The organism is Thermithiobacillus tepidarius DSM 3134 (genome assembly GCF_000423825.1).
In the GTDB taxonomy this organism is placed as follows: Bacteria; Pseudomonadota; Gammaproteobacteria; order Acidithiobacillales; family Thermithiobacillaceae; genus Thermithiobacillus; species Thermithiobacillus tepidarius.
Genome location: NZ_AUIS01000017.1, coordinates 26,228 through 52,217, shown reverse-complemented (window position 1 = coordinate 52,217; position 25,990 = coordinate 26,228). Strand labels below are relative to the sequence as shown.

Genomic DNA, 25,990 nt, shown 5'->3' with positions numbered 1-25,990 from the left:
TGCTTGATGCCCACGCCGTTGCGGAAGAAGTTCACATGATCGATGAAGTTGTTGTCCCACGCCATGATGCGGTCGATGAAGATGCCGGCCTCGCGCATGTCGCGGATGGTCACGTGGGACAGGAAGATCTTGTTGAACTGCGCGCCGCCGCCGGCGCCGTTGGGCTCATGATGGATGCCGTTGCGCCCGCCCTGCAGGGTCAGGTCGGCCAAGGCGAAGCGGGTCGTGCTGTACTTCTGGGTCAGGCGGGCATCGCTGACGATGAGATCGATATCCGGGCTCTTGGCGATGATGGCGGTCTTGTCCGCGCCGGCCCCGATGATGCCCTGGCCGCGCTTGAGCTTGATCGGCCGGGAGATGTAGTAGATGCCGGCCGGCAAGCGGGCCACGCCCTGGCTGTCGACCAGATTTTGGATGTAGCTCGCGGAATCCTTCTTTTCCGCCAGATCCCGGTCCCAGTCCGGGCCCGCCGGATCCGGGATGGCATGGAAGACGGGCCGCTCCCATAGGGGTGCTGCGCCGGAGGCAAAGAGGCGGGCCAGGCTTTGCGGCTTGACCTTGGCGGCCGGCCGCGCCGGAGCATCGGCATTCGTGGCCTCTCTTTCCACCTCGGCCGTGAAAGCCGACAGGAGCGGGCCCGTTCCCGGCGCCTTGGCAATGCGCCAGGAACCGGTATTGACCAGCACCGACAGCTGGTTGGCGGGCTGCAGGACGATGCCGGGCTGCGCGGCCCGGTCGATGCTCAGGCCGAGCAGCTCGAAACGGTCGGCGGCAACGTTGAAGATCCCGGTCTTGTTCTCATCCGGCAGATGCTGGCCGCCGTTGGCCATGATCACCCGCAGGGTGCCCATGGGCCCGGTGGTGAACATGGCCGGGTAGCGGGCCTTGCGGCTCCAGTTCCAGGATTCCACATCCAGGCCGACGAAGGTGATGTCCGCCTGGTTGTCGATGTAAATGGCGTCGCCATGGGGGGTCAGGAGGTTGGTCCACAGGAACACGTTGCCCGAGGACTGGCGGCGGCGATCGCCGCGGATCTGGATGGCGGGATAGCGCGAGTGGGTCATCACGCGGATGAAGCGGTTGTCCTTGAGGTAGCCCTGGCTGCGGGTGTCGACGGTGATCTGGGTTTCGGCGAGATCGAGAAAGAGGTTGCGCTCCAGCTTGGCGCCCTGCACTTCGAGCCGTCCCTCGATCCGCTCGAAGCGGTTGGCGCGGGTCACCCGCGGCGAGGGCGGAAACTCGATCACCGGCGTCTGCACCGTGGACAGCACCGCGCCCTGGGTGCCGCCCTCGACGATCACCCGCGGGATCTTGCTGCCGGGCATGCCGTAGAGCCGCTGACCGCTGCGCAAGTGCAGGGCCGACACGCCGCCCACGGTGTAATCGCCCGGCTCCAGACGCAGCACGCGATAGCGGTCCAGGGCCTTCTGCAGATCGGCCCTGTCGCTGACCGGCAGGAAATGCGCCCGGTCCTCGTCCCGCTCGGCGCGGCCGGCAAAGAGCGGCTTGCCGGCCACCGACAGCGCCGCCAGCTGCGTGGGCGGGCTGGCTTCGGCCGTCACGGCCGCCGGCGCAGTCAACGATATGTTGTCCGGGTCCGGGGCCGCAGCCAGCCAGAGCAGGGTCGAGACGACGGGAACACCCAGAGCCAGCATGATCATTTTCCATCCTTTCATGCACAACGTCCTCGGATACCGGAGAATTTCCGCTGCCGCGGCACAAAGATCAGGCGGGATGGGCCGGCGCCAGAGGCTGCGCAGGATGGTCCGTCACGCGCGACCGCACCACGCCCCGGCCGGCCACGCCATCGGGCTCAGTGGCCCAGCCACGCCTCGTAGGTGGCCAGGAAGCGCACCGGGCTGTAGCGGAAGCGGGTGCAGCGCTTCTTGTCGAGAATGCGGGCGGGGTTGTCCACGGCAATGGCGAAGTCCGGCACATCCTTCGTGACCACCGCGCCGGCCCCCACCACCGCCCCCTTGCCGATGCGCACGCCCGGCAGGATGATGGCGCCCTCGGCCACCCAGGCGTAGTCCTCGATGCGGATGGGCGCAGCGGTCATGCGCCAAGCGGGATCGCAGACGTCATGCTCTCCCGTCAGGATGCGCACGCCGTCGTTGATGACCACCCGATCGCCGATGCGCACCGGCGCGTGCAGGGCGATGCGCACCTCGCCGACGATGGCGCATTCCGCGCCGATGAAAAGATTCCGGCCCGGCCCGTTCAGCTTCAGCTCGCCGATTTCGGTCATGGGGCCCAATTGCACGCCGGCGGCTTCCAGTTTCGCCCGCCGCCAGTTGGCGCGCAGCAGCGCGCGCAGGTGCAGCACCCGCTTGGCCCACGACTTGCTCCAGGCCGGGGACAGGACTTTGGGACGCTCACGATGTTCCCACAGATAAACGAGATTGCTGGACATGGCCATCCTCCCCACCCGTTTCTATAGTAATTTCTTGTTCTTTGCTTTCCATCTAACGGGGATCGGCGGGCGAAGTCCATCCTACCAAGGACGGAAGCGCGGCCTGGCCGGGCGCGTCACTGACAAGTCTGATCGTGAAAATCCGCCAGCACCTGCGCCACGCAGCAGGTCAGGCGCTTGCCGGTGGGGATGTGCAGGAATTCGTTGGGGCCGTGGGCATTGGACTGCGGGCCGAGCACGCCGGTGATGAGGAACTGGGCCTCGGGAAAACGCGCGCCCAGCATGGCCATGAAGGGAATGGTCCCGCCCTCGCCCATGAAGAGCGCCGCCCGGCCGAAGTAGTCCTGGGAAGCGCGCTGCACCGCCGCCGCCAGCCACGGCTGCAGGGGCGGCGCATTCCAGCCGCTGGCCGCCTGGCCGAGCTCGAAGTGCACCCGCGCGCCGTAGGGCGGGTCCTGCTCCAGCAGCGCCTTGAGCCGTGATCCGGCCTGCTCGGCATCCACCTCGGGCGGCAGGCGCAGCGCCAGCTTGAGCCGGGTGAGGGGGCGCAGCACGTTGCCGGCATCGGCGATGGCCGGCAGCCCGTCCGCGCCGGTCACGGCCAGCGCCGGCCGCCAGGTGCGGTTGAGGATGAGCTCGACCGGGTCGTCGCTTTGCGGGCGCATGCCGGCGACCAGCGGAAAGGCGCGGGCGATCTCCCCGTCCAGGATCCCGGCCACCGTCCGCGCCTGCTCGACGCGCTCGGCCGGGATCGCCGTGTTGAAGGCCGGATCGGCGATGATGCCGCTGGCCTCGTCCTCCAGCCGGCTCAGCAGTTGGCGCGCGATGCGGAAGCTCGACGGCACCACGCCGCCGGCGCCGCCGGAGTGCACACCCTCGCTGAGCACCTCGACCGTCAGCCGGCCTTCGAGCAGCCCGCGCAGCGAGGTGGTGCACCAGAGCTGCTCGTAGTTGCCGCAGCCGGAATCCAGGCAGATTACCAGCCGCGGGCTGCCGATGCGCCCGGCCAGCGCCTCGATATAGTGCGGCAGGTCATAGCTGCCGCTCTCCTCGCAGCACTCGATGAGCAGCACGCAGCGGCCATGCGGCACCCCCTGCTCCTGCAGGGCGCGGATCGCCGCCAGCGAGGCGAAGACGGCATAGCCGTCGTCCGCCCCGCCGCGGCCGTAGAGCCGCTCGCCCTCGCGCACCGGCGTCCACGGCCCCAGCCCCTCGCGCCAGCCCGACATCTCCGGCTGCTTGTCCAGATGGCCGTAGAGCAGCACACAATCGTCGGACTGGCCGGGAATGTCGAGGTACAGCAGCGGCGTGCGCCCCGGCAGGCGCAGCACCTCCACCTGCATGCCGGCGATGGGCTGGCCGCGGCACCAGTGCTCGGCCAGTCCCACGGCGTCGTCCATGTAGCCGTGCGCCTGCCACTGGGCATCGAAATGGGGGGACTTGTTGGGAACGCGGATGTACTCGACAAGCTGCGGCAGGATGGCGTCTTCCCAGAACGCCTCGACGAAGCGGCTGAGCTCTTGGGGATCGAGGGATGCGGACATGGCGTTGGCTTCCTCCTGCCGAAGGTCCCGCGGGCACGGGAAATCAGGCGGTGCTCAGGAAAGCGGGCAAAGATGCCTGGGTTGGCGGAGAGGGTGGGATTCGAACCCACGGACGGGTATCAGCCGTCAACGGTTTTCAAGACCGCCGCAATCAACCGCTCTGCCACCTCTCCGTGCTTTGGTTCCCGGGCGGAAACAGCCGTTCAGGCGCGGCTTTGCGCGAAGTAGGATGCCACAGGGCGCGCCGGCAAGGCAAACGGCCCGGCGGGCAGCGCGGCGCCTTATCCGGCAGGCGTTTCCGGGCTGGCCTGCAGGGTGGCCGGCACTTGGCTGGGGTGCAACAGGCCTGCCGCCTCGATGGTGAGCAGCGGAATCACGTCGTCCGCCCAGCGCTCCTTGTAGTGCTCATCGCCGGCGAGAAAGCTGAAGACCGGCACCTGCGCGGCGACCGCGCGCTCCAGCAGATCCCAGAGCAGCACCGTACCAGGCGACTGCTTGGCAAAGGCCTTGTCGTAGACGACGAAATACATGCTCCACACGTTTGGCGCGGTGAAATACACGACACAGGCCGCCAGGTCAGTGCCGATAAAGAGGGCATCCAGGTGTACGAAATCGCCCAGGCGCCCTGTCACCAGCTGGTCCAGCCAGTGCTCATAGCGGCGATCGGCGAAAAGATTGAATTTCCCTTCCTGCAGGCAGTTGCTTCGCTTGAGCTCGAAGGCACGCGCCAGGATGCGGCGCGCCTCATCCGTATCCGTGACGTGCTCGATGCGCCCGCCCCGCCGCAGCAGGCGCCGGTGCTTGTAGGCATCGTTCGGATGCAGCTTGCGGAAGGACGCCAGGGCCTGGCGGCCCGTGTGCAATACGGGCATGACATCGCACTGGCGCATGCTGACGTCGCTGAACAGTTGCGGCAGCAAGGTCGTCAGCGGGCTGTCGCCGGCGATCGAAGCGACCGTCAGGCGGCGGCAGCGCAGGCGATCCAGACCTGCCGCGATCTCGGCCGCCGGCACTTTCCCCGCCACCAGCATGTCCTGCTCCTCGCAAGGACCGGCACCCAGCACATGGCAGTGCGTGCCCCGGAGGATACCGCCCAGGCGTCCCCAGAGCCGAGCGCCGGCCATGGCCAGCTCATAGCGCCGGCCGGGATGGAGCCTGTGGAAGAGTGAGACGCCCGAGGTGCCCGGCCAAGGCGCCGCCGCGTCCACCGCCAGCGGCAGGAGCGCACGACCCTGGGCGTTCTCCGCCAGCAGGAGGACCGGATTGCGTGCGGCTCCGAAGGTATGCGTCCATGCCCGCATGGATTCGGGCCGCTGAAAGACGGTCGGCGGCTGGAAACCCTGCCAATCGGACGGCGCAAGCTGACCGCGGATGATGCGAACGCCGGTGGCCATGACTCCTCCCACTTTTTCATTAGATGTATGGCAGAGGATTGAAATGGAATTTGCCGGACACGGGAATCGGACCAATTGCCCACGCCCCACCGCCTGGTTTGGTATGGCCGCGCGGCAGCGGCTACACTGCACAGGAGGCGTTTCGCACAAAGGGGAAGATATGGCTTACCGCAAGATCGAAGCGGGACGGGGCTGGGACTGGTACCAGGAAGGCTGGAGCTGGCTGATGCGGGCGCCTCTGCTCATCTTCAGCCAAGTACTGGTCATCTTCGTGCTGATGCTGCTGGCCGGCCTGGTGCCCCTGCTGGGCCATCTGGCGGCCATGCTCTTCGGTCCGGTGCTCGTAGCCGGCGTCTATTACACCCTGCAGCGACTCGAAACGGGAGACGAGGCGCCCTTCGAGCTGCTCTTCGAGGGCTTCCGACGCCAGTTCAAGGACCTCGTCATCCTCGGCCTGATCCTGCTCGCCGCCCAGATGGTCCTGGCGATGCTGGTGCTCATGGCCATCGGCGGGAGCCTGCTCGGCGCCGGCGGCATGGCCTGGTCGGCGGGCGGCGCGGAGCTGGATCCGGTGGCGGCGGTCCTGGGTGCCGGCGCGGCGGCGGGGCTGCTTTTCCTGCTCCTGATCGTGCCGCTGGCCATGGCGTTTTTCTTTGCCACGCCCCTGATCGCCCTGGCGGGCCGCGACGCCATCGGCGCCCTGCGCCTCAGCTTCAATGCCGTGCTGGCCAATTGGCCGGCCTTTCTCGTCTATGTGCTGCTGTACCTCATTTTTGCCATGCTGGCCACCTTGACCTTCGGCCTCGGCTGGCTGCTGCTGGCCCCGCTCATGTTCACCAGCAGCTTCGCCGCCTTCCGGGATGTCTTCCCCGCCACGCCGCCCGCCGCCGATGCAAGCTGAACGGGATCACTGGCGGCGATCGACGAAGAGCTGGTTGCCCGGCCGCTGCTTGGCCTGCGCCTTGACCATGCTGGCGGCGTGGGCGATCTCCTGGGGGTGGGTGAAGCGCCCCACCGGGCAGGGCACCACGCCGATGGACAGGCTGGAGACAGGAAAGAACTGAGTCTGGCCGCGCCGGTCCCGGGTGTGGATGCCGCCTGCCGCCTGGTCCTCGGGATCGTAGAAGATGGGCGCCACCTGGGCGAAGCGGTCGAGGATGTCGGCCCAGATGTGCTCCTGATCCAGCCCCGCCAGGATCACCACGAAGTCGTCCCCGCCCACGTGACCGACGAAGTGGTCGAGCAGATCCTGATGCAGGGAGCCGGTCTCGATGCCGGTGCTGCGCACCAGGATCTGGGCCAGCTCGCGCAGCATCTCGTCGCCGCGGGCGTAGCCGTAGACGTCGTTGAAGGGCTTGAAGTTGTCGATGTCGCAGTAGCCGACGGTGAACGGCACCTGCTGCTTCAGCAACCCCTCCAGGCGGCGCTGGATGGGAATGTTGCCCGGCAGCCCGGACAGCGGATTGGCATGGCGGGCCAGATCCATCTGCGCATCGGTGATCCGGCGCAGCAGGCTCAGGGCGCTGCCCACGCCGGCATAGCGGCCGTGCGAAGTGATCAGGAAATAGTCCAGCGGGTAGCGTGTCTGCGCGGTCTCGTGCTGGCGCGTCAGGTCATGGCTGATCAGGTCCAGCGGCTCGTTCTTGTCCACGATCAGGGAGTCCGGCACCACGAAATTGGCAATGGGCTCGCGACCGAGCAGCTCGCGCGCGTAGAGCCGGGCCATGCGCTCCTGGAACTCCGGGCGCGAAATCAGGCCGAGCGGGCGATCATCCCGCACCACCGGAATCGCGGTCATCGCCTGCCCCTCCCGGCCCAGGTAATCCAGCAGCTCCGCCGCCCGCATGTCGTGCGGAAAGGCAGGAGCATGCTGCAGCAGCAAGGCGGCGGTGCCGAAGGTCAGCTCGCTGGACACGGGCGCGGCTGCCAGCTCGGGCCAGGAGAAGCGGGCCAGGGCGGCCGGATCAGGGATCGCCTGCGGCCGGGCGAACAGATAGCCCTGGGCCTGATCCACCCCCATGTCCATGAGCACGCGCAGCTCCTCGAAGCGCTCGACGCCTTCCGCCACCACCCGCGCCCCGACCGCCCGCGCCATGCCCAGGATGCCGCGCACCACCTTGCGCTTGACCGGGTCATGGTCGAGGCGGGTCACGAAGAACTTGTCGATTTTCAGGAAATCGGGACGCAGCTCGCAGAGCAGGCGCATGCTGGCGTGACCGGCCCCCAGGTCGTCGATGGCGATGCCCACCCCCTGCCGGCGGAAATCCTCCGCCACCGCGTGCAGGCTGGCGAAATCATCGATAGGGTGGTGTTCGGTCAGCTCCAGCACCACCTGCTGGGGCGCCAGATGGGCCTGCCCCAGGGCGGCGAGCAGGGCGTCGGCCTGGAAACGCGGGTCCAGCAGGCAGGACGGATTGACGTTCATGAAGAGCTTGCCCGGAAAGCCCAGGCCCGCAAAGGCCGCCAGCGTGGCAGTGCGGGCCTGGGCTTCCAGCGGCATCAGCAAGCCTTCGCGTTCCGCCTCCGCGAAGAGGGCCAGCGGCGACTCCAGAGGATGGCCGGGCGGGCCGCGGAGAAAGCCTTCGACCCCGTAGGCCAGCCGGCTGTTCATGCAGACGATGGGTTGAAATACCGTGCGCAGCGCGCCTGTTTCCAGGACGTCATGCAGCAGACTGCCGACTTGCGGGACTCCCATGGCTGTGCCTTATCGTTATCGGAATCCTCATTGTGGCACAGGCATGTGACAGTGATGTGACAGGCGGCGTCAGGCGCCGCGGTCGTCGTCCTCCCACAGGGCATCCAGCGCATCCAGGCGCCAGGTGGACGCCCGTCCCTGCTGATCCGCCAGCCGCAGATATTCGGCGCCGGCCTCGGTCCAGACGTCCTCGATCACGCCGTGCAGCGTCTCGCCGCTCTTGAGGCGCAGGCCGACCGGCCGGCGCCGCCGGGCGGCCATTTCCAGCTGCTCATGGAAAACGCAGCTCACCGGCTCGTAGGGCGGGTTCACGCGATCCGCTCCAGGCCGCCCAGATAGGGCTGCAGGGCCGGCGGGATCAGCACACTGCCGTCGGCCTGCTGATGGTTTTCCAGCAGCGCCACCAGGGTGCGCCCCACCGCCAGGCCGGAGCCGTTCAGGGTGTGCAGCAGGGCCGGTTTGCCGTCGGGCGCGCGGTAGCGGGCCTGCATGCGGCGCGCCTGGAAGGCCTCGAAGTTGGAGACGCTGCTGATCTCCCGGTACTTCCCCTGCCCCGGCAGCCACACCTCGAGGTCGTAGGTCTTGGCCGCGGAAAAGCCCAGGTCGCCGGCGCACAGCGCCATCACCCGGTACGGCAGGGCCAGGCGCTGCAGCACCGTTTCGGCGTGCTGCAGCAGGCTTTCCAAAGCCGCATAGGAGGTCTCCGGCTCCACGAGCTGCACCAGCTCCACCTTGTCGAACTGATGCTGGCGGATCATGCCGCGCGTGTCGCGGCCGTAAGAGCCGGCCTCGCGCCGGAAGCACGGGGTGTAGGCCACGTACTTGAGCGGCAACGTCCCGGCCTCGACAATCTCGCCGCGCAGCAGATTGGTCACCGGCACTTCCGCCGTAGGGATGAGGTAATAGGGATCGTCGCGCAGGGCGAAGAGATCCTCCTCGAACTTGGGCAGCTGCCCGGTGCCGCGCAGGCTGTCGGCGTTGGCGAGATAAGGCGGTGCGATCTCGGTGTAGCCGTGTTCCTGGGTGTGTAGGTCGAGCATGAACTGGGTCAGGGCCCGCTCCAGGCGCGCGCCGATGCCGCGCAGCACGGTAAAGCGCGCGCCGGCCAGCTTGGCGCCGGCCTGGAAATCGAGGATGCCGAGCTGCTCGCCGATGTCCACGTGGTCGCGCGGCGCGAAATCGAAGGCGGGCGGCGTGCCCCAGCGCCGGATCTCGACGTTGTCGTCATCGTTGCGCCCCTCGGGCACGCTGGCGTGCGGCAGATTGGGCAGGTTCAGCAGCAGGGCATCCCACTCCCGCAGCACTCCCTCCAGGGCATCCTGGCGGGCCTTGATCTCGTCGCCCAGCCCAGCGGCCTCGGCCAGGATGGGGCCGGCGTCCTCGCCGCGCGCCTTGGCCTGGCCGATGGCCTTGGCGGTGCTGTTGCGCTTGGCCTGCAGGGTCTCCAGTTCCATCTGCAGGGCCTTGCGCCGCTGGTCCAAAGCCAGGGCGGCGGCCGGATCGAAGTCCACGCCGCGGCGCTTCAGCTGTTCGGCTACATGCTCCGGGTCGGCGCGCAAAAGTTGCGGATCAAGCACGGTCTTTCCTTTTTCTCGGTTAGCAGTTGCAGGTCGCGTCCCAGGTGATCAGATGGCCGGGCGGAACCAATCCCTCCAACGCGTCGAGGGCAGCGGCCACCCGCTCGGGCGTGTCGAAAAATTCGATGACCAGCGGCAGGTCGGCGCGCAGGGTCAGAAGATCGGCAGCATGGGCCTCGCCGCTGCTGCCGAAGCCGGCGATGCCGCGGAAGATGGTCAGGCCGTGGACCTGGTGCTCCTCGCGCAGGCGCCGGAAGATGAAATCCTTCAGGTTGCCGTTGGGGCCGTGGTCGGTTTCGCTGATGTAGATGCGCACCACCCGAATCGCCTTGTTCATGGGACCGCCCTCGCCAATGTGCCAGATTCAGAGCTGGCGCGCCAGGCTCGCGCCGAACCAAGCCGCCAGCAGACCCAGGCCGGTGCTGAGCAGCACATAGAGCCCGGCGCGCAGCCACGCCCCCTCCTCCAGCAGCAGGAGGCTTTCCATGGAGAAGGTGGAGAAGGTGGTGTAGCCGCCCAGCACCCCGGTCAGCAGGCCGGTTCGCAGCGCCGGATCCAGGCTGAGCCGCTCCAGGGTCAGAATGAAGAGAAAACCCATCAAAAAGGAGCCGGACACGTTGATGAGCAGGGTAGCATAGGGAAAGGCACGGCCCAACCAGCCCTGCACCGCGAGCGTGGCCAGATAGCGCAGGACGCTGCCCAGGGCGCCGCCCGCCGCCACCGCCGCGAGCACCGGCAGCATCAGGACGCCTCCTCGTTCCGCAGCGAGGTCACCCAATCCATGCGCTCGCGGATGCGCTGCTCGTAGCCGCGCCCGGCGGGCTGGTAGTAGCGCCGGCCGCGCAGCTCGTCGGGCAGGTAGCTTTGGCCGGGCGCCACCGCGTTCGGGTAATCGTGATCGTAGCGGTAGGCCTTGCCGTAGCCCAGCTCGCGCATCAGGCGGGTGGGCGCATTGCGCAGGTGCAGGGGCACCTCCAGGCTGCCGGACTGGCGGGCGTCGGCGACGGCCGCCTTCCAGGCGGTATAGACGGCATTGCTCTTGGGCGCCGTGGCCAGGTAGACGATGGCCTGCGCCAAGGCCAGCTCACCTTCCGGCGAGCCCAGGTAGTCGTAGGCGTCCTTGGCCGCCAGGGCGATTTCCAGGGCGCGGGGATCGGCGTTGCCGATGTCCTCGCTGGCCATGCGCACCAGACGCCGGCCGACGTAGAGCGGATCGGCGCCGCCGTCCAGCATGCGCGCCAGCCAGTACAGGGCGCCGTCCGGGTCGGAGCCGCGCACCGACTTGTGCAGCGCCGAAATCTGGTCGTAGAAGTCCTCGCCGCCCTTGTCGAAGCGGCGCAGGGAGGCGCCCAGGGCCGCCTGCAGCGTGGCCTCGTCCACCTGCAGTACGCCGGCATCGTCACGGTCGGCCAACTGCACCGCCACTTCCAGCAGGTTGAGGGCGCGCCGGGCATCGCCGTCGGCGGCCTGGGCCAGCACGTCGCGCAGCGGCGCCGGGAAGTGGATGCGCTCGCGCCCGAGGCCGCGCGCCTCGTCCGCCAGGGCCCGATCGATGAGCGTGCGCAGGTCATCAGGCTGCAGGGGCTTCAGCACGTAGACCCGGGCCCGCGACAGGAGCGCGTTGTTGAGTTCGAAGCTGGGGTTTTCCGTGGTGGCGCCGATGAAGATCACCGTGCCGTTCTCCACGAAGGGCAGGAAGGCGTCCTGCTGGGTCTTGTTGAAGCGGTGCACCTCGTCCACGAAGAGGATGACGCGCCGGCCCTGGGCGCGGGCGACCCCGGCCTCCTCCATGGCGGCGCGGATCTCCTTGACGCCGGAGAAGGCGGCGGAGAGCGACAGGAACAGAGCTTGGGTGTGGCGGGCGATCAGCTGGGCAAGGGTGGTCTTGCCGGTGCCGGGCGGCCCCCACAGGATGATGGAATGCAGGCGGTCGGCCTCGATCGCCCGACGCAGCGGCCCATGCGCCCCCAGGAGCTGCGCCTGGCCGATGTACTCGTCCAGGGCACGGGGGCGCATGCGGGCGGCCAGAGGCTGCCCTTCCAGATTGGACTCATCCGCAAAGAGGTCCACCGATGACACTTCTCCCAAAGCACCTAGAAGCTGCGGGACAGCGAGACGCCGTAGAGCAGCGCACTGGACTCGTAGGTGCCATTATACACGGAAGTGCCGTTCAGATCCGGCCCGCTCGGCGGGGTGCTGTTGTCGATGGTCCGGCTGGCGGCGTAGACGTAGTTGGCGCCCAGATCCCAGGTCCAGGCGCCCGCCTGCAGGCCCGCGCCCAGGCCGATCAGATGGCGGTCAGCGTCGGGAATGCGCGGCGAGAAGTGCGCGTCCTGCTGGCCGGTCTGGTCGAAGGCGTAGCCGGCGCGCAGGCGCAGCGCGTCGTTCACCCGGTAGGTGGTGCCGAGCCGGTAGGCCATGGCGCTCTTCCACTGATTCGAGCTGCTCAGGGTGCCGTTCGATGTGCTGATGTCCAGGCGATCGAAGCTGGACCAGCCGGTCCAGTCCACGTCGAACTCCGTCGACCACTTGGGCGTGAAACGGTACAGGATGCCGGCCTGCAGGGTGTCCGGGAAGGTGACTTGGGTGGTCGCCGGGCCGCTGCTGGAATCGCCGTCCAGGTCCACCTTGACGCGCGAACGGTACTGCAGGCCGAGGTTGAAGCGCTCGGTGGTGTAGAGGACGCCGAGGCTGGCGCCGAAGCCGCTGCCGGAGCCGTTCAGCTCGCCGCCCACGCTGTCCAGCTTGGCCGAGAAGACGTTGTAATAGTTCAGGCCCACCGCCACGCTCAGGTTGGGGCGCAGCAGATAGGCGACGCTGGGGTTCACGTTGACCATGCGGATTTCGCTCAAGGTGGGCACGAAGGCCTGCAGCGCGCCGGGTGCCGTGAAGGTCCCCGCCGGCCAGTCGGTCTTCAGGCCGTAGGGCGTGTTCACTCCCAGGCCGAAGGCCAGGGGCTGGCTTTTGAGCCGGTGCGTCACGTAGAGGGCCGGCAGGTACTCCGAGCCGTTCTCGCTGTCGAAGCTGCCGTTGGCGTTGCTCACCTTGAAGCTGGGCTTGATGCCCACCATTTCCAGGCTGGCGCGGGTGCCGGGGTGGAAGCCCATGCCGGCGATGTTGTAGCCGTAGGCGCTGACCGGCTCGTCATCGGCCACCATGGCATTGGCCTGCCCCATGCCCGCCACCGACATTTCGGGCAGGCGAAAACCGGAAGCCTGGGCGCCTTGGCTCAGCAGGGCCAGGGCGATGCCCCAGGACAGGGTGTGCAAACGCATAGATGCTTCTCCTTGTGAAAGCGCCTGGCCGCTGCCGGTGGCGCCGGCAGCGGCCAGGCGGGGTTCCAGCTGTTTGATTTTATTGCTGCAACACGTCCACGCCGGCGGGCGGCGCAAAGCTGAACTGCTGGCCGCTCACCGGCTTGTTGACCTGCATGTTGCTGAAGTGCAGGCGCGTAGTCTGGCCGAAGTTGTCGTAGAGTTCCAGGCTGTGCAGCAGCCCCGCGTCATCGGCCAGCCCCATCAGCACACGGCGGAAGCCGTAGTTCTCGCTCTTGGGAATGAGTTCCACCCAGTAGAGATCGCCGCGCCGGCCGAGCGAGCGCACCTGATAGTGCTGGGCCACCACGTTGCGCCCGGCGATCAGCGCCGCCGGGGTGTTGCCCAGGGCGGAATTGAGCGGCCGCACCGAGACCTGGGCCAGATCCTTGTCGTAGACCCACAGCTTTTCGCCGTCGCCGATGATCTCCTGCGGCTCGGGATCGGCATAGACCCAGCGGAACTTGCCCGGCCGCGACAGGGCGATCTCGCCGCTGGCCCGCTTGGTGATGCGGCCCTTGTCGTTCTCCACCTCCTGCTGAAAATCCGCTTCCAGGGTCTTGACCGAATTGAAGAAACGGTTCATGAGCGCAATGCTCGTCTTGTCGGGCTGGGCGACTGCGGCGGCGGCCGGCTGGCTCACGGCCAGGGCCGGGGCGCCGAGCGCCAGGCCGAGGCAAAAGACCGGGATGCAACGCTTGAGCTTGTTCATGGGACTCCTTTAATCGGGGATCGGCGGCGGCGCGTACACCTCGCGGCTGCCGTTGCTCTGCAGGGGTCCGACGATGCCGGCGCGTTCCATTTCCTCGATCATGCGCGCCGCGCGATTGTAGCCGACGCGCAGCTTGCGCTGCACCATGGAGATGCTGGCGCGCCGGGATTCGGTGACGATGGCCACCGCGGCATCGTAGAGCGGGTCGGCCTCGCCGCCGCCCTCCTCGCCGTCGCTCTCCGGACCATCGCCGTCGGCGGACCTGAGGATGGCCTCGATGTAGTCGGGCGTCCCCTGCTGTTTCAGGAAGGCCACCACCCGGTGAATCTCGTCGTCGCCCACGAAGGCGCCGTGCACCCGCAGCGGATGGCCCGTACCCGGCGGCAGGTAGAGCATGTCGCCGTGTCCCAGCAACTGCTCGGCGCCGCCTTGGTCCAATATCGTTCGGGAGTCGATTTTGGATGACACCTGGAAGGCGATGCGGGTAGGCACATTGGCCTTGATCAGGCCGGTGATCACGTCCACCGAAGGCCGCTGGGTGGCCATGATGAGGTGGATGCCGGCGGCGCGCGCCTTCTGCGCCAGGCGGGTGATGAGGTCTTCCACCTGCTTGCCCACCACCATCATGAGATCGGCCAGCTCGTCGATGACCACCACGATCATGGGCAGCGGTTCCAAAGGCGGCGCGGTCTCCACGCCGATCTGCGGCTTGGCTTCGTAGAGCGGCTCGCCGGCAGTCGCGGCGTCGCGCACCTTCTTGTTGAAGCCGGCCAGGTTGCGCACGCCGACGCCCGCCATCAGCTTGTAGCGGCGCTCCATCTCCGCCACGCACCAGCGCAGGGCGTTGGCCGCCTCCTTCATGTCGGTGACCACCGGCGCCAGCAGATGGGGGATGCCTTCGTAGACCGACAGCTCCAGCATCTTGGGATCGACCATGATGAAGCGCACTTCTTCCGGGCGCGCCTTGTAGAGCATGCTCAGGATCATGGCGTTGACGCCGACCGACTTGCCGGAGCCGGTGGTGCCGGCCACCAGCAGATGCGGCATGCGCGCCAGATCCGCCACCACCGGATTGCCGCCGATGTCCTTGCCCAGGGCCAGGGCCACCAGGCTTTCCATGCCGGTGAAGGCCGGACTGGCCAGGAGCTCGCGCAGCCGCACCATGCTGCGCCGGGCATTGGGGATCTCGATGCCCATCACCGACTTGCCGGGAATGGTCTCCACCACGCGCACGCTGATGGCCGACAGGGAGCGGGCCAGATCCTTGGAGAGATTGGCGACCTGGCTGACCTTGACGCCGGGACCGGGCTCGATCTCGTAGCGGGTGATGACCGGACCGGGGTGCACCGCCACCACTTCCGCCGACACGCCGAAGTTGGCCAGCTTCTCCTCCAGGAGCCGGGAGCGCTGCGCCAGCGCGCTTTCGGATTCCGCCGCCGCCGGCGGCTCCGGCTCATCCAGCTCGCTCAAGGCAGGCAGGCCCAGCTCGGAAAAGCTCTCCTGCACCGGCGACACCTTGGGCGCCGGCGCTGGGGCCGGGCGCAGCACCGGCGGCCGGGGCGGCGCGGCCGCCGGTGCCTCGGCAACCCAATCGTTCTCGTCCAGCAGCGCGGGCCGCGGCGCCGCGGGTGCCGGCGGCCGGGATTGAACCATCCGCGGAGCCGGCTCGGCCTGCCGGGCCCGGCGCTGAGCCGCGGCACGCTCGCCCCGCCGGTCACGCAGCGCTTGCAACAGACGGCCGACGACCGCGCCGCCGCGCTGTCCCAGTCCGCCCAGGGTGCCGGCGCCCTCCCCCAGCCAGCCGAAAATCTCGCGCCAGGAGCGATTGCTCAGCAGGGAAACGCCGGTCAGCAGCAGGGCGAAGAAGAACAGGCTGGCGCCGGCTTGATTCAGGAAGCCGGCCGCGCGGCCCGCCAGCCAGCGCCCCCACAGGCCGCCCGCGCCGGTGGTCGGCAGCATCCACCAGTCGGCGGGCCAGTAATAGGTCGCCAGGGCGCCGCCGGCCGAAGCGACCAGGACAAGGCCGAAGAGCCGGCTGGCCAAGCGCACGGGTTCTGCGCTGCCGGTCAGGCGGCGGTACCAGGACAGGGCCAGGATGCCCAAGGCCACGGGCAGCGCCATGGCAAAGGCGCCCAGCAGCTGCATGCCGATGTCCGCCACATAGGCGCCCACGATGCCGCCCAGGTTCTCCACGCCTTCGCCGGGACCGCTGTGCGACCAGCTGGGATCGTCCTTGTTGAAGCTCAGCAGCGACAAGGCCAGATACAGGGCCAGCGCGATGAGGAGGAAGAGAGCGGTTTCGCGTAAGGGGGCACTCGCGTCGGCGGGCCCGTTCTGCCGGGGAGGCGTGATTCGCTCGTTGCGTAGCGGGACTGCGTTTTTTCTCATGCGGGTGCTTCTTTTGCCTTATACGCGGGCTTTGCCGCTCCCGGCGGACAGGGTTGGCGGCCGGGCCGACAAGCGGTTTGGCCCAAGCTACGCCAGCCTCGCCGCACTGTCAACCGCGGGCCGGCGCCAGTTCGCCGTGGGCACCATTCCGTAGTATATTAGCCCAAACAACGCCAGATAACGATGGAGACGCCAATGACTGAAAAGCACGCCCGCCTTTTGATCCTCGGCTCCGGTCCCGCCGGCTACACCGCCGCCATCTACGCCGCCCGGGCCAATCTGAAGCCGTTGTTGATCCAGGGCATCCAGCCTGGCGGCCAGCTCATGACCACGACGGACGTGGACAATTGGCCGGGCGAACCCGACGGCATCCTGGGCCCCGACCTGATGGAGAAACTGGAGCGCCAGGCCCGGCGCTTCGATACCGAGATCCTCTTCGACCACATCCACACGGCCGAACTGCAGAGCCGGCCGTTCCGGCTGGTCGGCGACAACGGCACCTACACCTGCGACGCGCTGATCATCGCCACCGGCGCCTCGGCCAAGTACCTGGGCCTGCCCAGCGAGGAAAAATTCGCGGGCAAGGGCGTGTCCGCCTGCGCCACCTGCGACGGCTTCTTCTACCGGGGCCAGGACGTGGCGGTGATCGGCGGCGGCAACACGGCGGTCGAGGAAGCACTTTATCTGTCCAACATCGCCCGCCAGGTTACCGTCGTGCACCGCCGCGACAGCTTCCGCAGCGAGAAGATCCTGCAGCAGAAGCTCTTCGAGAAGGACAACATCAAAGTAATCTGGAATCACGCGGTCGACGAGATTCTGGGCGACGACAACGGCGTCACCGGCGTGCGTATCAAGCACGTGGAGGACGGCAGCACCCAGGAGCTCAGCGTGCAGGGCGTATTCATCGCCATCGGCCACCATCCCAACACCGCCATCTTCGATGGCCAGATCGAGATGGACGAGCGCGGCTACATCAAGACCCAGGGCGGCAACAGCGGCAACGCCACCGCCACCAACATTCCCGGCGTCTTCGCCGCCGGCGACGTGCAGGATCACATCTACCGCCAGGCGGTCACCTCGGCGGGCAGCGGCTGCATGGCCGCCCTGGACGCCGACCGCTATCTGGAAACCCTGGAATAGGCAGTGAAGAAGCGGGCCGCCTCCCGGCAAAGCAGCAGGGCCGGCCCGCCGCACGCGCAGCAGAAAAGATCCCGCCGGCGCGCGGCCCTCAGCCTGGAGGAACAGAGCGAATTTCGCGAGGCCGTCAAGGACGTACAGCCGCTCAAGCGGCCGGTGCGGGCCATTGCCAAGGCGCCCCCGCCCCCGCCCATTCCCAAGCAAAGCCATCGGGACGAGCGCGACGTCCTGGACAGCCTGCTCACCCACGCCGTCGACCTGGACAGCCTCGAAACCGGCGAGGAACTGCTCTTTTTGCGCCCGGGGCTGCAGCACAATCTGCTGCGCCGCCTGCGCCGCGGCCACTTCGCCATCCAGGCGAGCTTCGATCTGCACGGCCTGACGGTGCCCGAGGCCAAGGAAGCCCTCGGGATCTTCCTGGCGCAGGTGCAGCGCCAGGGATTGCGCTGCGTGCGCATCATCCACGGCAAGGGCTTGAGTTCGCCCAACCGTGAGCCGGTCCTGAAAGGCAAGGTGCGCGGCTGGCTCATGCAGCGGGAGGAGGTCCTGGCCTTCGCCCAGGCGCGGCCGACGGAGGGCGGCAGCGGCGCGGTGGTGGTGCTGCTGGCGCGCCAGCAAAGCTGAGCGCCACCCTTGTCGTGGCCATCCGGCAGGCGGCAAGCTGCGAATCCGTGCGAACCTTCCACAATTGCCCATTCCATAGGAGAAGCATGCCGCCATGGCGAAATTCTACGATGCGCTGACGGATACCGTGCGTGAATTCATTGCGCAGCAGCAGATCTTTTTCACCGCTACCGCCCCGGCATCGGGACGGGTCAATCTGTCGCCCAAGGGGCTGAACAGCTTCCGCTGCCTGGACGAGCGCACGGTGGCGTACCTGGACCTCACCGGCAGCGGCAACGAGACCGCCGCCCATCTGCGGGAGAACGGCCGCATCACGCTCATGTTCTGCAGCTTCGCCGACAAGCCGCTGATCCTGCGCCTCTACGGCCAGGGCCGGGTGATCCGGCCGCGCGATCCCGAATGGGCGCAGTTTCATGCCCATTTCGATGCCCTGCCCGCGGAGCGGCAGATCATCGTCGTCGACGTGCAGACGGTGCAGACCTCTTGCGGCTATGGCGTGCCGCTGTACGACTACGTGGGCGAGCGCGAGACGCTGGCGCGCTGGGCGGAAAAAAAAGGTGAACAGGGCATCCGCGACTACTGGCGGGAGAAGAATCAGCGCAGCATCGACGGCCTGCCGACCCACATCCTGGAGGATTAGGCGCGCCGCCTAGTCCGCCGGCAGCGGCTGGCCGCTCTGCAGCAGCGCGTCGAGCAGGCTGGTGGCATAGCTGCCGGCCGGCAGGGTGAAGCGCAGCCAGCCGCCATCCTCCGCCGCCGCCCACGTGAGCTCACCGGCCAGCGCGCGCAGCGGGCGGCGGTCCGCCTCCAGCCCCTGGGCGTCCAAGGCGGCGGCCCAGTCCAGGCCGCTCGCCGCCAGGGGCTCCGGGCCGCGCCAGCGGGCCAGCGCCGCCCGCTCCGCGTCCGCCGCCTCGCCTTGCGGCTGCAGCCCGCCGCGCCCGCAAAGCGGGCCGGTGGGATGCAGGTCCAGGGCCGCCGCCCGCGCCTGCAGGTCCATCAGCTCCTCCGGCCGGGCCGGAAACAGGCTGCGGCTGCCGGCCAGCATCACCAGCTCGCCGGACAGCACTTGGTTCCAGGTGCCGGCCTCGACGCGCGCCGCCAGCACCGCATTGAAGAGCGCGGCCCGGGCGGCGGACAGATAAATGCCGGCCAGATGGCGGTCCCGGGGACGGAAGCGGCCCGCCAGCAGGGCGGCGGCCCTGTCCAGGTTGCCGCCGGCCAGGCCGAAGCGCTGTTCGCCGAAGTAATTGGGAAAGCCATGCGCGCGGATCAGATCCAGGCGCTCGGCCAGCACCGCCGGATCGCCCTGCAGCGCGCGCAGGCGCAGGGCAAAGCGGTTGCCGGTCAGGGCGCCGCGCCGCAGCTTGCGTGAATGCCGGGCCACCTGCAGCAATTGGAGTTGCCCGTCCTCCAACGCGCTCCAGTCCGGCTCCGGCCTGCCGGCCAGATCCAGCGTGAAGGTCTGAGTGGTGACGGCGTGGCGGTCCTTCATCCCCGCATAGCCCACGTCGCGCTCCCGCACGCCCGCCAGCCGGGCGAGCCGGCGCGCCACCTCATGGGTGTTGAGCCCCGTCTTGCGCACGGCGAGCCAGATGTGCTGTCCGGCGCCGTCAGGGCCAAAGGGCAGGACCTCCTCCACCTGGAAGTCGGCGGGCGCTTCGCGGATGCGGGCGCCCAGCGCCGGCCCCGGAAAGGCGTAGGTGCTCACAGGGCTTGGAGCAGCACCACCGCCTGCGCGGCGATGCCCTCGCCGCGCCCGGCGAAACCCAGATGCTCGGTGGTGGTGGCCTTGACGTTGACCAGGCGCTCCTCGACCTGAAGGTCGCTGGCGATGTTGGCGACCATGTGGGGGATGTGCGGCGCCAGGCGCGGCCGCTGGCAGATCACCGTGGCGTCCAGGTTGCCCAGACGCCAGCCCTGCCGGCGCACCTTGTCCATGACGTCGCGCAGCAGGATGCGGGAGTCGATGCCGGCGAAGGTGGCGTCGGTGTCGGGGAAATGGCGGCCGATGTCTCCCAGGGCCGCCGCGCCCAGCAGGGCATCGCAGACGGCATGCAGCAGCACGTCGGCGTCGGAATGGCCGGCCAGCCCGCGCTCGTAGGGGATCTGGACACCGCCCAGGATCAGGGGCCGCCCGCCGACCAGGGCGTGCACGTCGAAGCCTTGTCCAATGCGCATCATCGCTCCTCCTCGTCCCGGCCCGCCAGGATCTGCGCCGCCAGCGCCATGTCCTCGGGCAGCGTCACCTTGATGTTGTCTGCGTGGCCCGCCACCATGCGCGGCCGCCCACCCGCCCACTCCACGGCGCTGGCCTCGTCCGTCACCTCGATGCCGGCATCCAGGGCCCGCTGCAGGGCGTCGAGCAGCACTTCCAGGCGGAAGGCCTGGGGCGTGAAGGCGCGCCACAGGCGGCTGCGGTCCACGGTTTCCAGAATCTCGCCGTCGCGCACGCGCTTTATGGTGTCCGCCACCGGCACGCCCAGGATGGCCCCCGCCGCGCCCGCATCCAGGGCCGCGAACAGGCTGTCCAGATCGCGCCGGCGCAGACAGGGACGCGCCGCGTCATGCACCAGCACCCAATCGCCCGGCGCGGCCTGCGTGCCGAGCGCCCGCAGGCCGTTCAGGACCGATGCCGCCCGCGTCGCGCCGCCGACCGCGATGGGCAGCAACTTTCTTCGGGTGGCGGCGTCCAAGTGCTCGGCAACGCCGGCCCAATGTGCGTCGGCGGGCGCGAGCATCACCTGCACCCCGGCAACGCGGGGGTGCCGGCACAGCCGGGCCAGGGTATGCGCCAGCACCGGCCGCCCGGCCAAGGTCAGGTATTGCTTGGGCAGCGGGGCGCCCATGCGGCTGCCCGCGCCGGCGGCGGGCACCAGCGCCCAGGCCCGCTCCGCTTGCGAAGAATCCAATGTCATAACGACGTGCCACTCCGATCGACAATCCGCGCATCTTCCTGCATCCGCGGCGCATAGTCAAAGGCGGTCGATCGGGCTAATATTGGCGCCCAAACCGAGAAGCGATGACACGAATTCCATGATACCCGCACTGCCCGCCCTGCCCCCCTCCCCGCCCGCCGCCGGCCTGCCGCTCGTCATCGGCAGCCTGCACGGCTGCGCGCCGGCACCGGTCCTGGTGGCGGCAGCCCGGACCTGGCGCCGCCCGCTTCTGGTGATCGCCAACTCGGCGACCACGCTGCGGCAACTGGAAACCGAGCTGCGCTTTTTCGGTGCCGGCGGCGAGGATCTGCCGCTGCTCTACTTTCCTGACCGGGAAGTGCTGCCTTACGACCTCTTCTCGCCGCCGGCGGACCTGACCGCGCAGCGCCTGGGTACCCTCTATGCCATGCGCGGCCTCGGCCAGGGCATCGTCCTGACCGTGCTGTCGGCGGCCATTCAGCAACTGCCGCCGCCCAGCTACCTGGAGCAGCGCGCCTTCATGCTGTCGCGCGGAGAACTGCTCGATCCGGAAGCCTTCCGCCTGCGCCTGGTCAACGCCGGCTACCGGCAAGTCGGCCAGGTGGGCGAGGCGGGGGAAGTCGCCTGGCGCGGCGGCATTCTGGATCTCTTCCCCACGGGCAGTGCCACGCCCTATCGCATCGACCTCTTCGACAACGAAGTCGACAGCATCCGCCGCTTCGATCCCGAAACCCAGCTGTCCAGCGACAAGGTCGAGCGCGTGGCGCTCCTGCCCGCGCGCGAGGTGCCCAGCGACGAGGAGGCCGTGCAGCGCTTCCGCGCCAACTTCCGCGCCGAATTCGCCGGCGACCCGCAGCGCAGCAGCATTTACAAGGACGTCAGCCGCGGGCTGCTGCCGGCCGGCATCGAAGCCTACCTGCCCTTCTTCTTCGACACGACCGCCTCACTCTTCGACTACCTGCCCGCGGGCAGCGCCGTGGTGCTGGAACCAAGCTGGGAGCAGGCCTATCAGGAAGTTTGGCACGAATGGCAGGCCCGATATGCCGACCGCCAGCACGACCGCAACCGCCCGGTGCTCGCACCCGAACGGCTGTGCCTGCCCCTGGCGGCCTGGCAGGAAACCCTCGATCGGCAAGCGCTGGTGCAGCTCGAAACCCGCGCGGTCGAACAGACGCCGCCCACCAGCCTAGACGCCGCCTTCGCCCCGCCGCCGGATCTGGCGGCCAGCCATGGCCAGGACCCCTTCGCCAAGCTGCTCGCCCTGGTCGACGCCCTGCCCGCCGAGGCGCGCGTGCTCATCGCCGCCGAATCCAAGGGCCGGCGCGAGGCCCTGCACGAGAGCCTGCGCGTGCGCCAGCATGTGCCGGTGACGGTCAAGGACTGGGCCGAATTCCTGGCCGGCGACGTTCGCCTGGCGCTGGTCACCGCGCCGCTGGAGCGCGGCCTCCTGCAACTCGCCGCCGCGGGCGATGTGGCGGAGTTCGCGCTCGTTTCCGAGGCCCAGCTCTTCGGCAACCGGGTCTTCGCCCAGCGTCGCCAGCGGGCGCAGCAGAAGCACAGCCTGGAAGCGGTGATCCGCGATCTGGGCGAGCTCAACCTCGACGATCCGGTGGTGCACGAGGACTACGGCATCGGCCTTTTCAAGGGACTGGCCATGCCCTTTGCCGAGCGCGGCGACGTCAACGAGTACGTCATGCTCGAGTACGCCGACAACGACCTGCTCTACGTGCCCATCGCCGCCCTCGATCGCATCAGCCGCTACGTGGGCAACGTCACCGAGCTGCCGGCCCTGTCCAAGCTGGGCAGCGACCAGTGGAGCAAGGCCAAGGCCCGCGCCCGGGCCAAGGCCATCGATGCCGCCGCCGAGCTGCTGGACATCTATGCCCGGCGCGCCGCACGCCAGGGCCGCACCTTCCCGGCGCCGGACGACGCCTACTGGGACTTCGTTTCCGGCTTTCCCTTCGAGGAGACGCCGGATCAGCAGGCCGCCATCGATGCCGTCATCGCCGACATGAACTCGCCGCAACCCATGGACCGCCTGGTCTGCGGCGACGTAGGCTTCGGCAAGACCGAGGTGGCCCTGCGCGCCGCCTTCATGGCCGTGCACGGCGGCGCCCAAGTGGCAGTGCTGGTGCCCACCACCCTGCTGGCCCAGCAGCACTTCGAGAACTTCCGCGACCGCTTTGCCGAGAGCGCCGTGCGGGTGGAGCTGCTGTCGCGCTTTCGCAGCGCCAAGGAGCAGAAGGCGGTACTGGAGGGCTTGGCGGCCGGCGCGGTTGACGTCGTCATCGGCACCCACCGGCTGCTGCAAAAGGACGTGAAATTCAAGGATCTCGGCCTGCTCATCCTCGACGAGGAGCACCGCTTCGGGGTACGCCAGAAGGATCGGGTCAAGGAACTGCGCGCCGAGGTGGACATCCTGACCCTCACCGCCACGCCGATCCCGCGCACCCTCAACCTGTCCCTGGCCGGCCTGCGCGACCTGTCCATCATCAGCACCCCGCCCGAGCGGCGCCTGCCGGTCAAGACTTTCGTCAACGTCTGGGACGATACCCTGGTCCGCGAAGCCTGCCTGCGCGAGATCCGCCGCGGCGGTCAGGTGTACTTCCTGCACAACGAGGTGCAGAGCATCGAGCGCATGGGCCACAAGCTCGCCAATCTCCTGCCCGAGGCCAGCATCCGCATCGCCCACGGGCAGATGGGCGAGCACGAGCTGGAAGCGGTCATGCTGGACTTCTACCACCAGCGCTTCAACCTGCTGCTCTGCACCACCATCATCGAGTCGGGCATCGACAACCCGCAGGCCAACACCATCGTCATCAACCGCGCCGACAAGCTGGGGCTGGCGCAGCTGCACCAGTTGCGCGGCCGGGTGGGCCGCTCCCACCACCGCGCTTACGCCTATCTCATCACGCCCGAGCCGGGGGCCATGAGCAGCGACGCCCAGAAGCGCCTGGAGGCCATCCAGTCCCTGGAGGACCTCGGCATCGGCTTCGCCCTGGCCAGCCACGACCTGGAGATCCGCGGCGCCGGCGAGATCCTGGGCGAGGAGCAGAGCGGGCGCATCGACGAAGTAGGCTTCACCCTCTACTCCGAACTGCTGAGCGAGGCGGTGGAAGCCATCCGCGCCGGCCGCGACCCGCAGGCCCTGAGCGATAGCCGGGAGACCGGTCCGGAGATCAACCTGAACGTGCCCGCCCTGATCCCGGCCGACTACCTGCCGGACGTGCACCTGCGCCTGCAGATGTACAAGCGCATCGCGCAGGCGGAGGACCAGCACCAGCTCGATGAGCTGCGGGTGGAGATGATCGACCGCTTCGGCCTGCTGCCCGAGCCGGTCAAGACCCTGTTCTGCCAGGCGGAGCTCAAGCTGCTGGCCGCGGCCACCGGCATCCTGCGCATCGACGCCGGCCCGGCGGGCGGGCGCATCCACTTCGGGCCCGAGCCCAAGGTCAAACCCGAAACCATCATCCAGCTCATCCAGACCCGGCAGCAACACTATCGCCTGGAAGGCCAGGACAAGCTGCGCCTCACCCAGGCGCTGCCCGAGGGCCTGGCCCGCTGCCAAGCCATGATCGACCTCATTCGCACACTCAAGGATTGAAGCATGCCGCGCCTGCTCCTCAATTGCCTCGCTCCCCAGGATGCCGCCCCCCTGGCGCTGCCCGCCCTGCCCGCCGGCCTGCGTCTCGACGATCTCGCCGCGCAGCAATGGGCCGGCCTGCGCCTGCGCGCCTGGCAGATGGAAGCCGACGCCGCTTCCCTGGACGCCGCCCGGAACTGGCTGGAGCAGGCGAGCCAGCAACAGGCCGCCACCGACCAGATCTTTCGTGGCCTGCTCCTGGAAGAGGCCCCCGCGGCGGCGCGCTTGGTGCTGCAAGGCCCGCAGCTGGACGGCCGCGTGCTGCGCCGCGCACTGGATGCGCTGCACCTGGCCGGCTTCGCCGCCGCCGGGCCGCTGCGCGCCAACGGCGCCGCAGTCCTGCAGATCAATGTGGCGGGCGCGGCCGCCGACCTGCGTCTGCTCAACCATCGCCTGGCGGAAGCCGTGGCCGACCTGAGCGTGGATGCCGCCGTTTGTCCCGCCGACTGGCAGCCCGGCCATTTCGGCCTGCTGCTCACGGACATGGACTCCACCCTCATCAGCATCGAATGCATCGACGAACTGGCCGACATGGCCGGACTGAAGCCGCAGGTGGCCGCCATCACCGAGCGGGCCATGCAGGGCGAGTTGGACTTCGCCGCCAGCCTCAAGGCGCGCGTGGCCCTGCTTGCAGGCCTGCCGGAGAGCATGCTGGAGCGGGTTTATCAGGAACGCCTGCGGCTGAATCCCGGCGCCGAACGGCTGGTGGCCGGCCTGCGCGCCCAGGGTTGCCGGGTGGGCGTGGTGTCCGGCGGCTTCACCTTCTTCACCGACCGGCTGAAGGCGCGGCTGGGGCTGGATTACGCCTTCGCCAATACGCTGGAAATCAAGGGCGGCAAGCTGACCGGCCGCGTCCTGGGCGAAATCGTGGACGCCCAGGGCAAGGCCCGCATCCTGGAAGCCCTGGCCCGGGAAAATGGCCTGGCGCTGAGCCGCTGCATCGCCATGGGCGACGGCGCCAACGACCTGCCCATGCTGCAGAAAGCCGGCCTCGGCATCGCCTACCGCGCCAAACCCGTGGTCCGCGCCCAGGCCGACTACAGCATCCAGCACACGGGCCTGGACGGCGTGCTGGCGCTGATGGGGGATGGAGCAGGCGCAGAATGCTGAACGGGAGTCCAGGCTGGGGAGCGGGTATGCGGCGAATGCCAAGTGAGGGTATACAGGCGTGGGCTGGCTCGCGATGGATTGGAGCGCCCGGCAGGGAAGCGCGAGTCAGCTCGCGCCCATGTCCGGTCCAGCCGCATGGCCCTGGGGGCGTTCGCCGCACCGCCCCCTCATCCCGGCCTCTCACCGAGGGAGAGGGTGTTCGTGGCAGGCGAGCGCCGCGCCATCAATGCTCCGGCAGCGTGCCTGGCCGCGTTGGTTCACGGGCTGTAGGAGCGAGCTTGCTCGCGAGCCGCTCTGCCGGTAGATGAAATCGCGAGCAAGCTCGCTCCTACAGCCCTCATCCTGCCCGCTCTCAAATGGAGAGGGTATTGGGGCAGGCCCACGCGATGCTGCTGCACCGTGCAGTGGGTTCCGAGGTTCTGGGTTTTCCACCCCGTTGTCCCGCAAGTCGCGCCGGGCACCCCGCGCCTGCGCGGGGCGGGAAAACGGGAGCGGCAAAACGAGCGCAGCGAAGTTTCGTGAGC

At 68.6% G+C, this 25,990-nt stretch carries 22 protein-coding genes and 1 tRNA gene; 6 read left to right on the top strand and 17 right to left on the bottom strand.

What is annotated here, in order from left to right; genetic code table 11:
- The 5 genes from G579_RS0109430 to G579_RS0109410 form a co-directional block, all read right to left on the bottom strand.
- A partial coding sequence (locus G579_RS0109430) for a hypothetical protein (protein ID WP_155989796.1) occupies window positions 1–1,676 on the bottom strand: 1,676 nt, incomplete at its 3' end.
- A gap of 137 nt (window positions 1,677–1,813) precedes the next feature.
- Entirely contained in the window at window positions 1,814–2,413 is a 600-nt protein-coding gene (locus G579_RS19655) for an acyltransferase (protein ID WP_028989986.1), read from the bottom strand.
- 116 nt (window positions 2,414–2,529) lie between these two features.
- On the bottom strand, window positions 2,530–3,957 hold the full coding sequence (locus tag G579_RS0109420; RefSeq protein WP_028989985.1) for a M20 family metallopeptidase: 1,428 nt from the start codon (window positions 3,955–3,957) through the stop codon (window positions 2,530–2,532).
- A gap of 82 nt (window positions 3,958–4,039) precedes the next feature.
- Window positions 4,040–4,130 (bottom strand) — tRNA-Ser (locus G579_RS0109415).
- 108 nt (window positions 4,131–4,238) lie between these two features.
- Window positions 4,239–5,351, bottom strand: coding sequence for a GNAT family N-acetyltransferase (locus G579_RS0109410; RefSeq protein WP_028989984.1), 1,113 nt, complete (start codon window positions 5,349–5,351; stop codon window positions 4,239–4,241).
- A gap of 160 nt (window positions 5,352–5,511) precedes the next feature.
- Here G579_RS0109410 and G579_RS0109405 point away from each other — a divergent pair, with 160 nt between their 5' ends.
- Window positions 5,512–6,252, top strand: coding sequence for a BPSS1780 family membrane protein (locus G579_RS0109405; RefSeq protein ID WP_028989983.1), 741 nt, complete (start codon window positions 5,512–5,514; stop codon window positions 6,250–6,252).
- A gap of 6 nt (window positions 6,253–6,258) precedes the next feature.
- Here G579_RS0109405 and G579_RS16845 read toward each other — a convergent pair whose 3' ends face one another.
- The 9 genes from G579_RS16845 to G579_RS16835 form a co-directional block, all read right to left on the bottom strand.
- On the bottom strand, window positions 6,259–8,046 hold the full coding sequence (locus G579_RS16845; protein ID WP_038019240.1) for a bifunctional diguanylate cyclase/phosphodiesterase: 1,788 nt from the start codon (window positions 8,044–8,046) through the stop codon (window positions 6,259–6,261).
- A gap of 69 nt (window positions 8,047–8,115) precedes the next feature.
- Window positions 8,116–8,358 (bottom strand): Rho-binding antiterminator, encoded by a 243-nt coding sequence (locus tag G579_RS19350; RefSeq protein WP_028989982.1) that lies wholly within the window; start codon window positions 8,356–8,358, stop codon window positions 8,116–8,118.
- Window positions 8,355–9,623, bottom strand: a complete 1,269-nt coding sequence (serS, locus tag G579_RS0109390) for a serine--tRNA ligase (protein WP_028989981.1) — start codon at window positions 9,621–9,623, stop codon at window positions 8,355–8,357. Before serS ends, G579_RS19350 begins: the two co-directional genes overlap by 4 nt.
- Window positions 9,624–9,642: 19 nt before the next feature.
- Window positions 9,643–9,960: a DUF190 domain-containing protein gene (locus G579_RS0109385; protein WP_028989980.1), complete on the bottom strand. Its 318-nt coding sequence runs from the start codon at window positions 9,958–9,960 to the stop codon at window positions 9,643–9,645.
- Between the two features lie 27 nt (window positions 9,961–9,987).
- Complete coding sequence (gene crcB, locus G579_RS0109380; RefSeq protein WP_028989979.1) at window positions 9,988–10,365, bottom strand: fluoride efflux transporter CrcB; 378 nt, start codon at window positions 10,363–10,365, stop codon at window positions 9,988–9,990.
- A complete protein-coding gene (locus G579_RS0109375; protein ID WP_028989978.1) occupies window positions 10,365–11,693 on the bottom strand; it encodes a replication-associated recombination protein A in 1,329 nt (442 codons plus the stop codon). Before G579_RS0109375 ends, crcB begins: the two co-directional genes overlap by 1 nt.
- A 23-nt stretch (window positions 11,694–11,716) precedes the next feature.
- Window positions 11,717–12,898, bottom strand: coding sequence for an OmpP1/FadL family transporter (locus G579_RS0109370; protein WP_028989977.1), 1,182 nt, complete (start codon window positions 12,896–12,898; stop codon window positions 11,717–11,719).
- 79 nt (window positions 12,899–12,977) lie between these two features.
- The gene (gene lolA / locus G579_RS16840) at window positions 12,978–13,649 is read right to left on the bottom strand and encodes an outer membrane lipoprotein chaperone LolA (RefSeq protein ID WP_051181321.1); all 672 of its coding nucleotides are present in this window, start codon (window positions 13,647–13,649) and stop codon (window positions 12,978–12,980) included.
- A 9-nt stretch (window positions 13,650–13,658) separates the two neighbouring features.
- Window positions 13,659–16,037, bottom strand: coding sequence for a DNA translocase FtsK (locus G579_RS16835; protein ID WP_081662701.1), 2,379 nt, complete (start codon window positions 16,035–16,037; stop codon window positions 13,659–13,661).
- Between the two features lie 195 nt (window positions 16,038–16,232).
- Between G579_RS16835 and trxB the strand changes: the two genes are divergently transcribed.
- The 3 genes from trxB to G579_RS0109345 all read left to right on the top strand — a co-directional run bounded on the left by trxB (window position 16,233) and on the right by G579_RS0109345 (window position 18,438).
- The gene (gene trxB, locus G579_RS0109355; RefSeq protein WP_028989976.1) at window positions 16,233–17,177 is read left to right on the top strand and encodes a thioredoxin-disulfide reductase; all 945 of its coding nucleotides are present in this window, start codon (window positions 16,233–16,235) and stop codon (window positions 17,175–17,177) included.
- A 3-nt stretch (window positions 17,178–17,180) separates the two neighbouring features.
- A complete protein-coding gene (locus tag G579_RS0109350; protein ID WP_230973833.1) occupies window positions 17,181–17,798 on the top strand; it encodes a Smr/MutS family protein in 618 nt (205 codons plus the stop codon).
- A 94-nt stretch (window positions 17,799–17,892) separates the two neighbouring features.
- Window positions 17,893–18,438 (top strand): pyridoxamine 5'-phosphate oxidase family protein, encoded by a 546-nt coding sequence (locus tag G579_RS0109345; RefSeq protein WP_028989974.1) that lies wholly within the window; start codon window positions 17,893–17,895, stop codon window positions 18,436–18,438.
- A gap of 9 nt (window positions 18,439–18,447) precedes the next feature.
- On the opposite strand, the gene truD is transcribed toward G579_RS0109345, so the two are convergent.
- From truD to ispD, 3 genes are read right to left on the bottom strand one after another with little or no spacing between them, the layout of a single operon-like run.
- Window positions 18,448–19,506 (bottom strand): tRNA pseudouridine(13) synthase TruD, encoded by a 1,059-nt coding sequence (gene truD / locus G579_RS0109340; protein WP_028989973.1) that lies wholly within the window; start codon window positions 19,504–19,506, stop codon window positions 18,448–18,450.
- Window positions 19,503–19,979, bottom strand: a complete 477-nt coding sequence (gene ispF / locus G579_RS0109335) for a 2-C-methyl-D-erythritol 2,4-cyclodiphosphate synthase (RefSeq protein ID WP_155989795.1) — start codon at window positions 19,977–19,979, stop codon at window positions 19,503–19,505. Before ispF ends, truD begins: the two co-directional genes overlap by 4 nt.
- Window positions 19,976–20,713 (bottom strand): 2-C-methyl-D-erythritol 4-phosphate cytidylyltransferase, encoded by a 738-nt coding sequence (ispD, locus tag G579_RS0109330; protein WP_028989971.1) that lies wholly within the window; start codon window positions 20,711–20,713, stop codon window positions 19,976–19,978. The genes ispF and ispD overlap by 4 nt, the downstream gene beginning before the upstream one ends.
- A 118-nt stretch (window positions 20,714–20,831) precedes the next feature.
- Here ispD and mfd point away from each other — a divergent pair, with 118 nt between their 5' ends.
- Together mfd and serB are read left to right on the top strand one after the other, a co-directional pair.
- A complete protein-coding gene (gene mfd / locus G579_RS0109325; RefSeq protein WP_028989970.1) occupies window positions 20,832–24,317 on the top strand; it encodes a transcription-repair coupling factor in 3,486 nt (1,161 codons plus the stop codon).
- Between the two features lie 3 nt (window positions 24,318–24,320).
- On the top strand, window positions 24,321–25,466 hold the full coding sequence (gene serB, locus G579_RS0109320) for a phosphoserine phosphatase SerB (protein ID WP_028989969.1): 1,146 nt from the start codon (window positions 24,321–24,323) through the stop codon (window positions 25,464–25,466).
- Window positions 25,467–25,990: the final 524 nt, after the last annotated feature.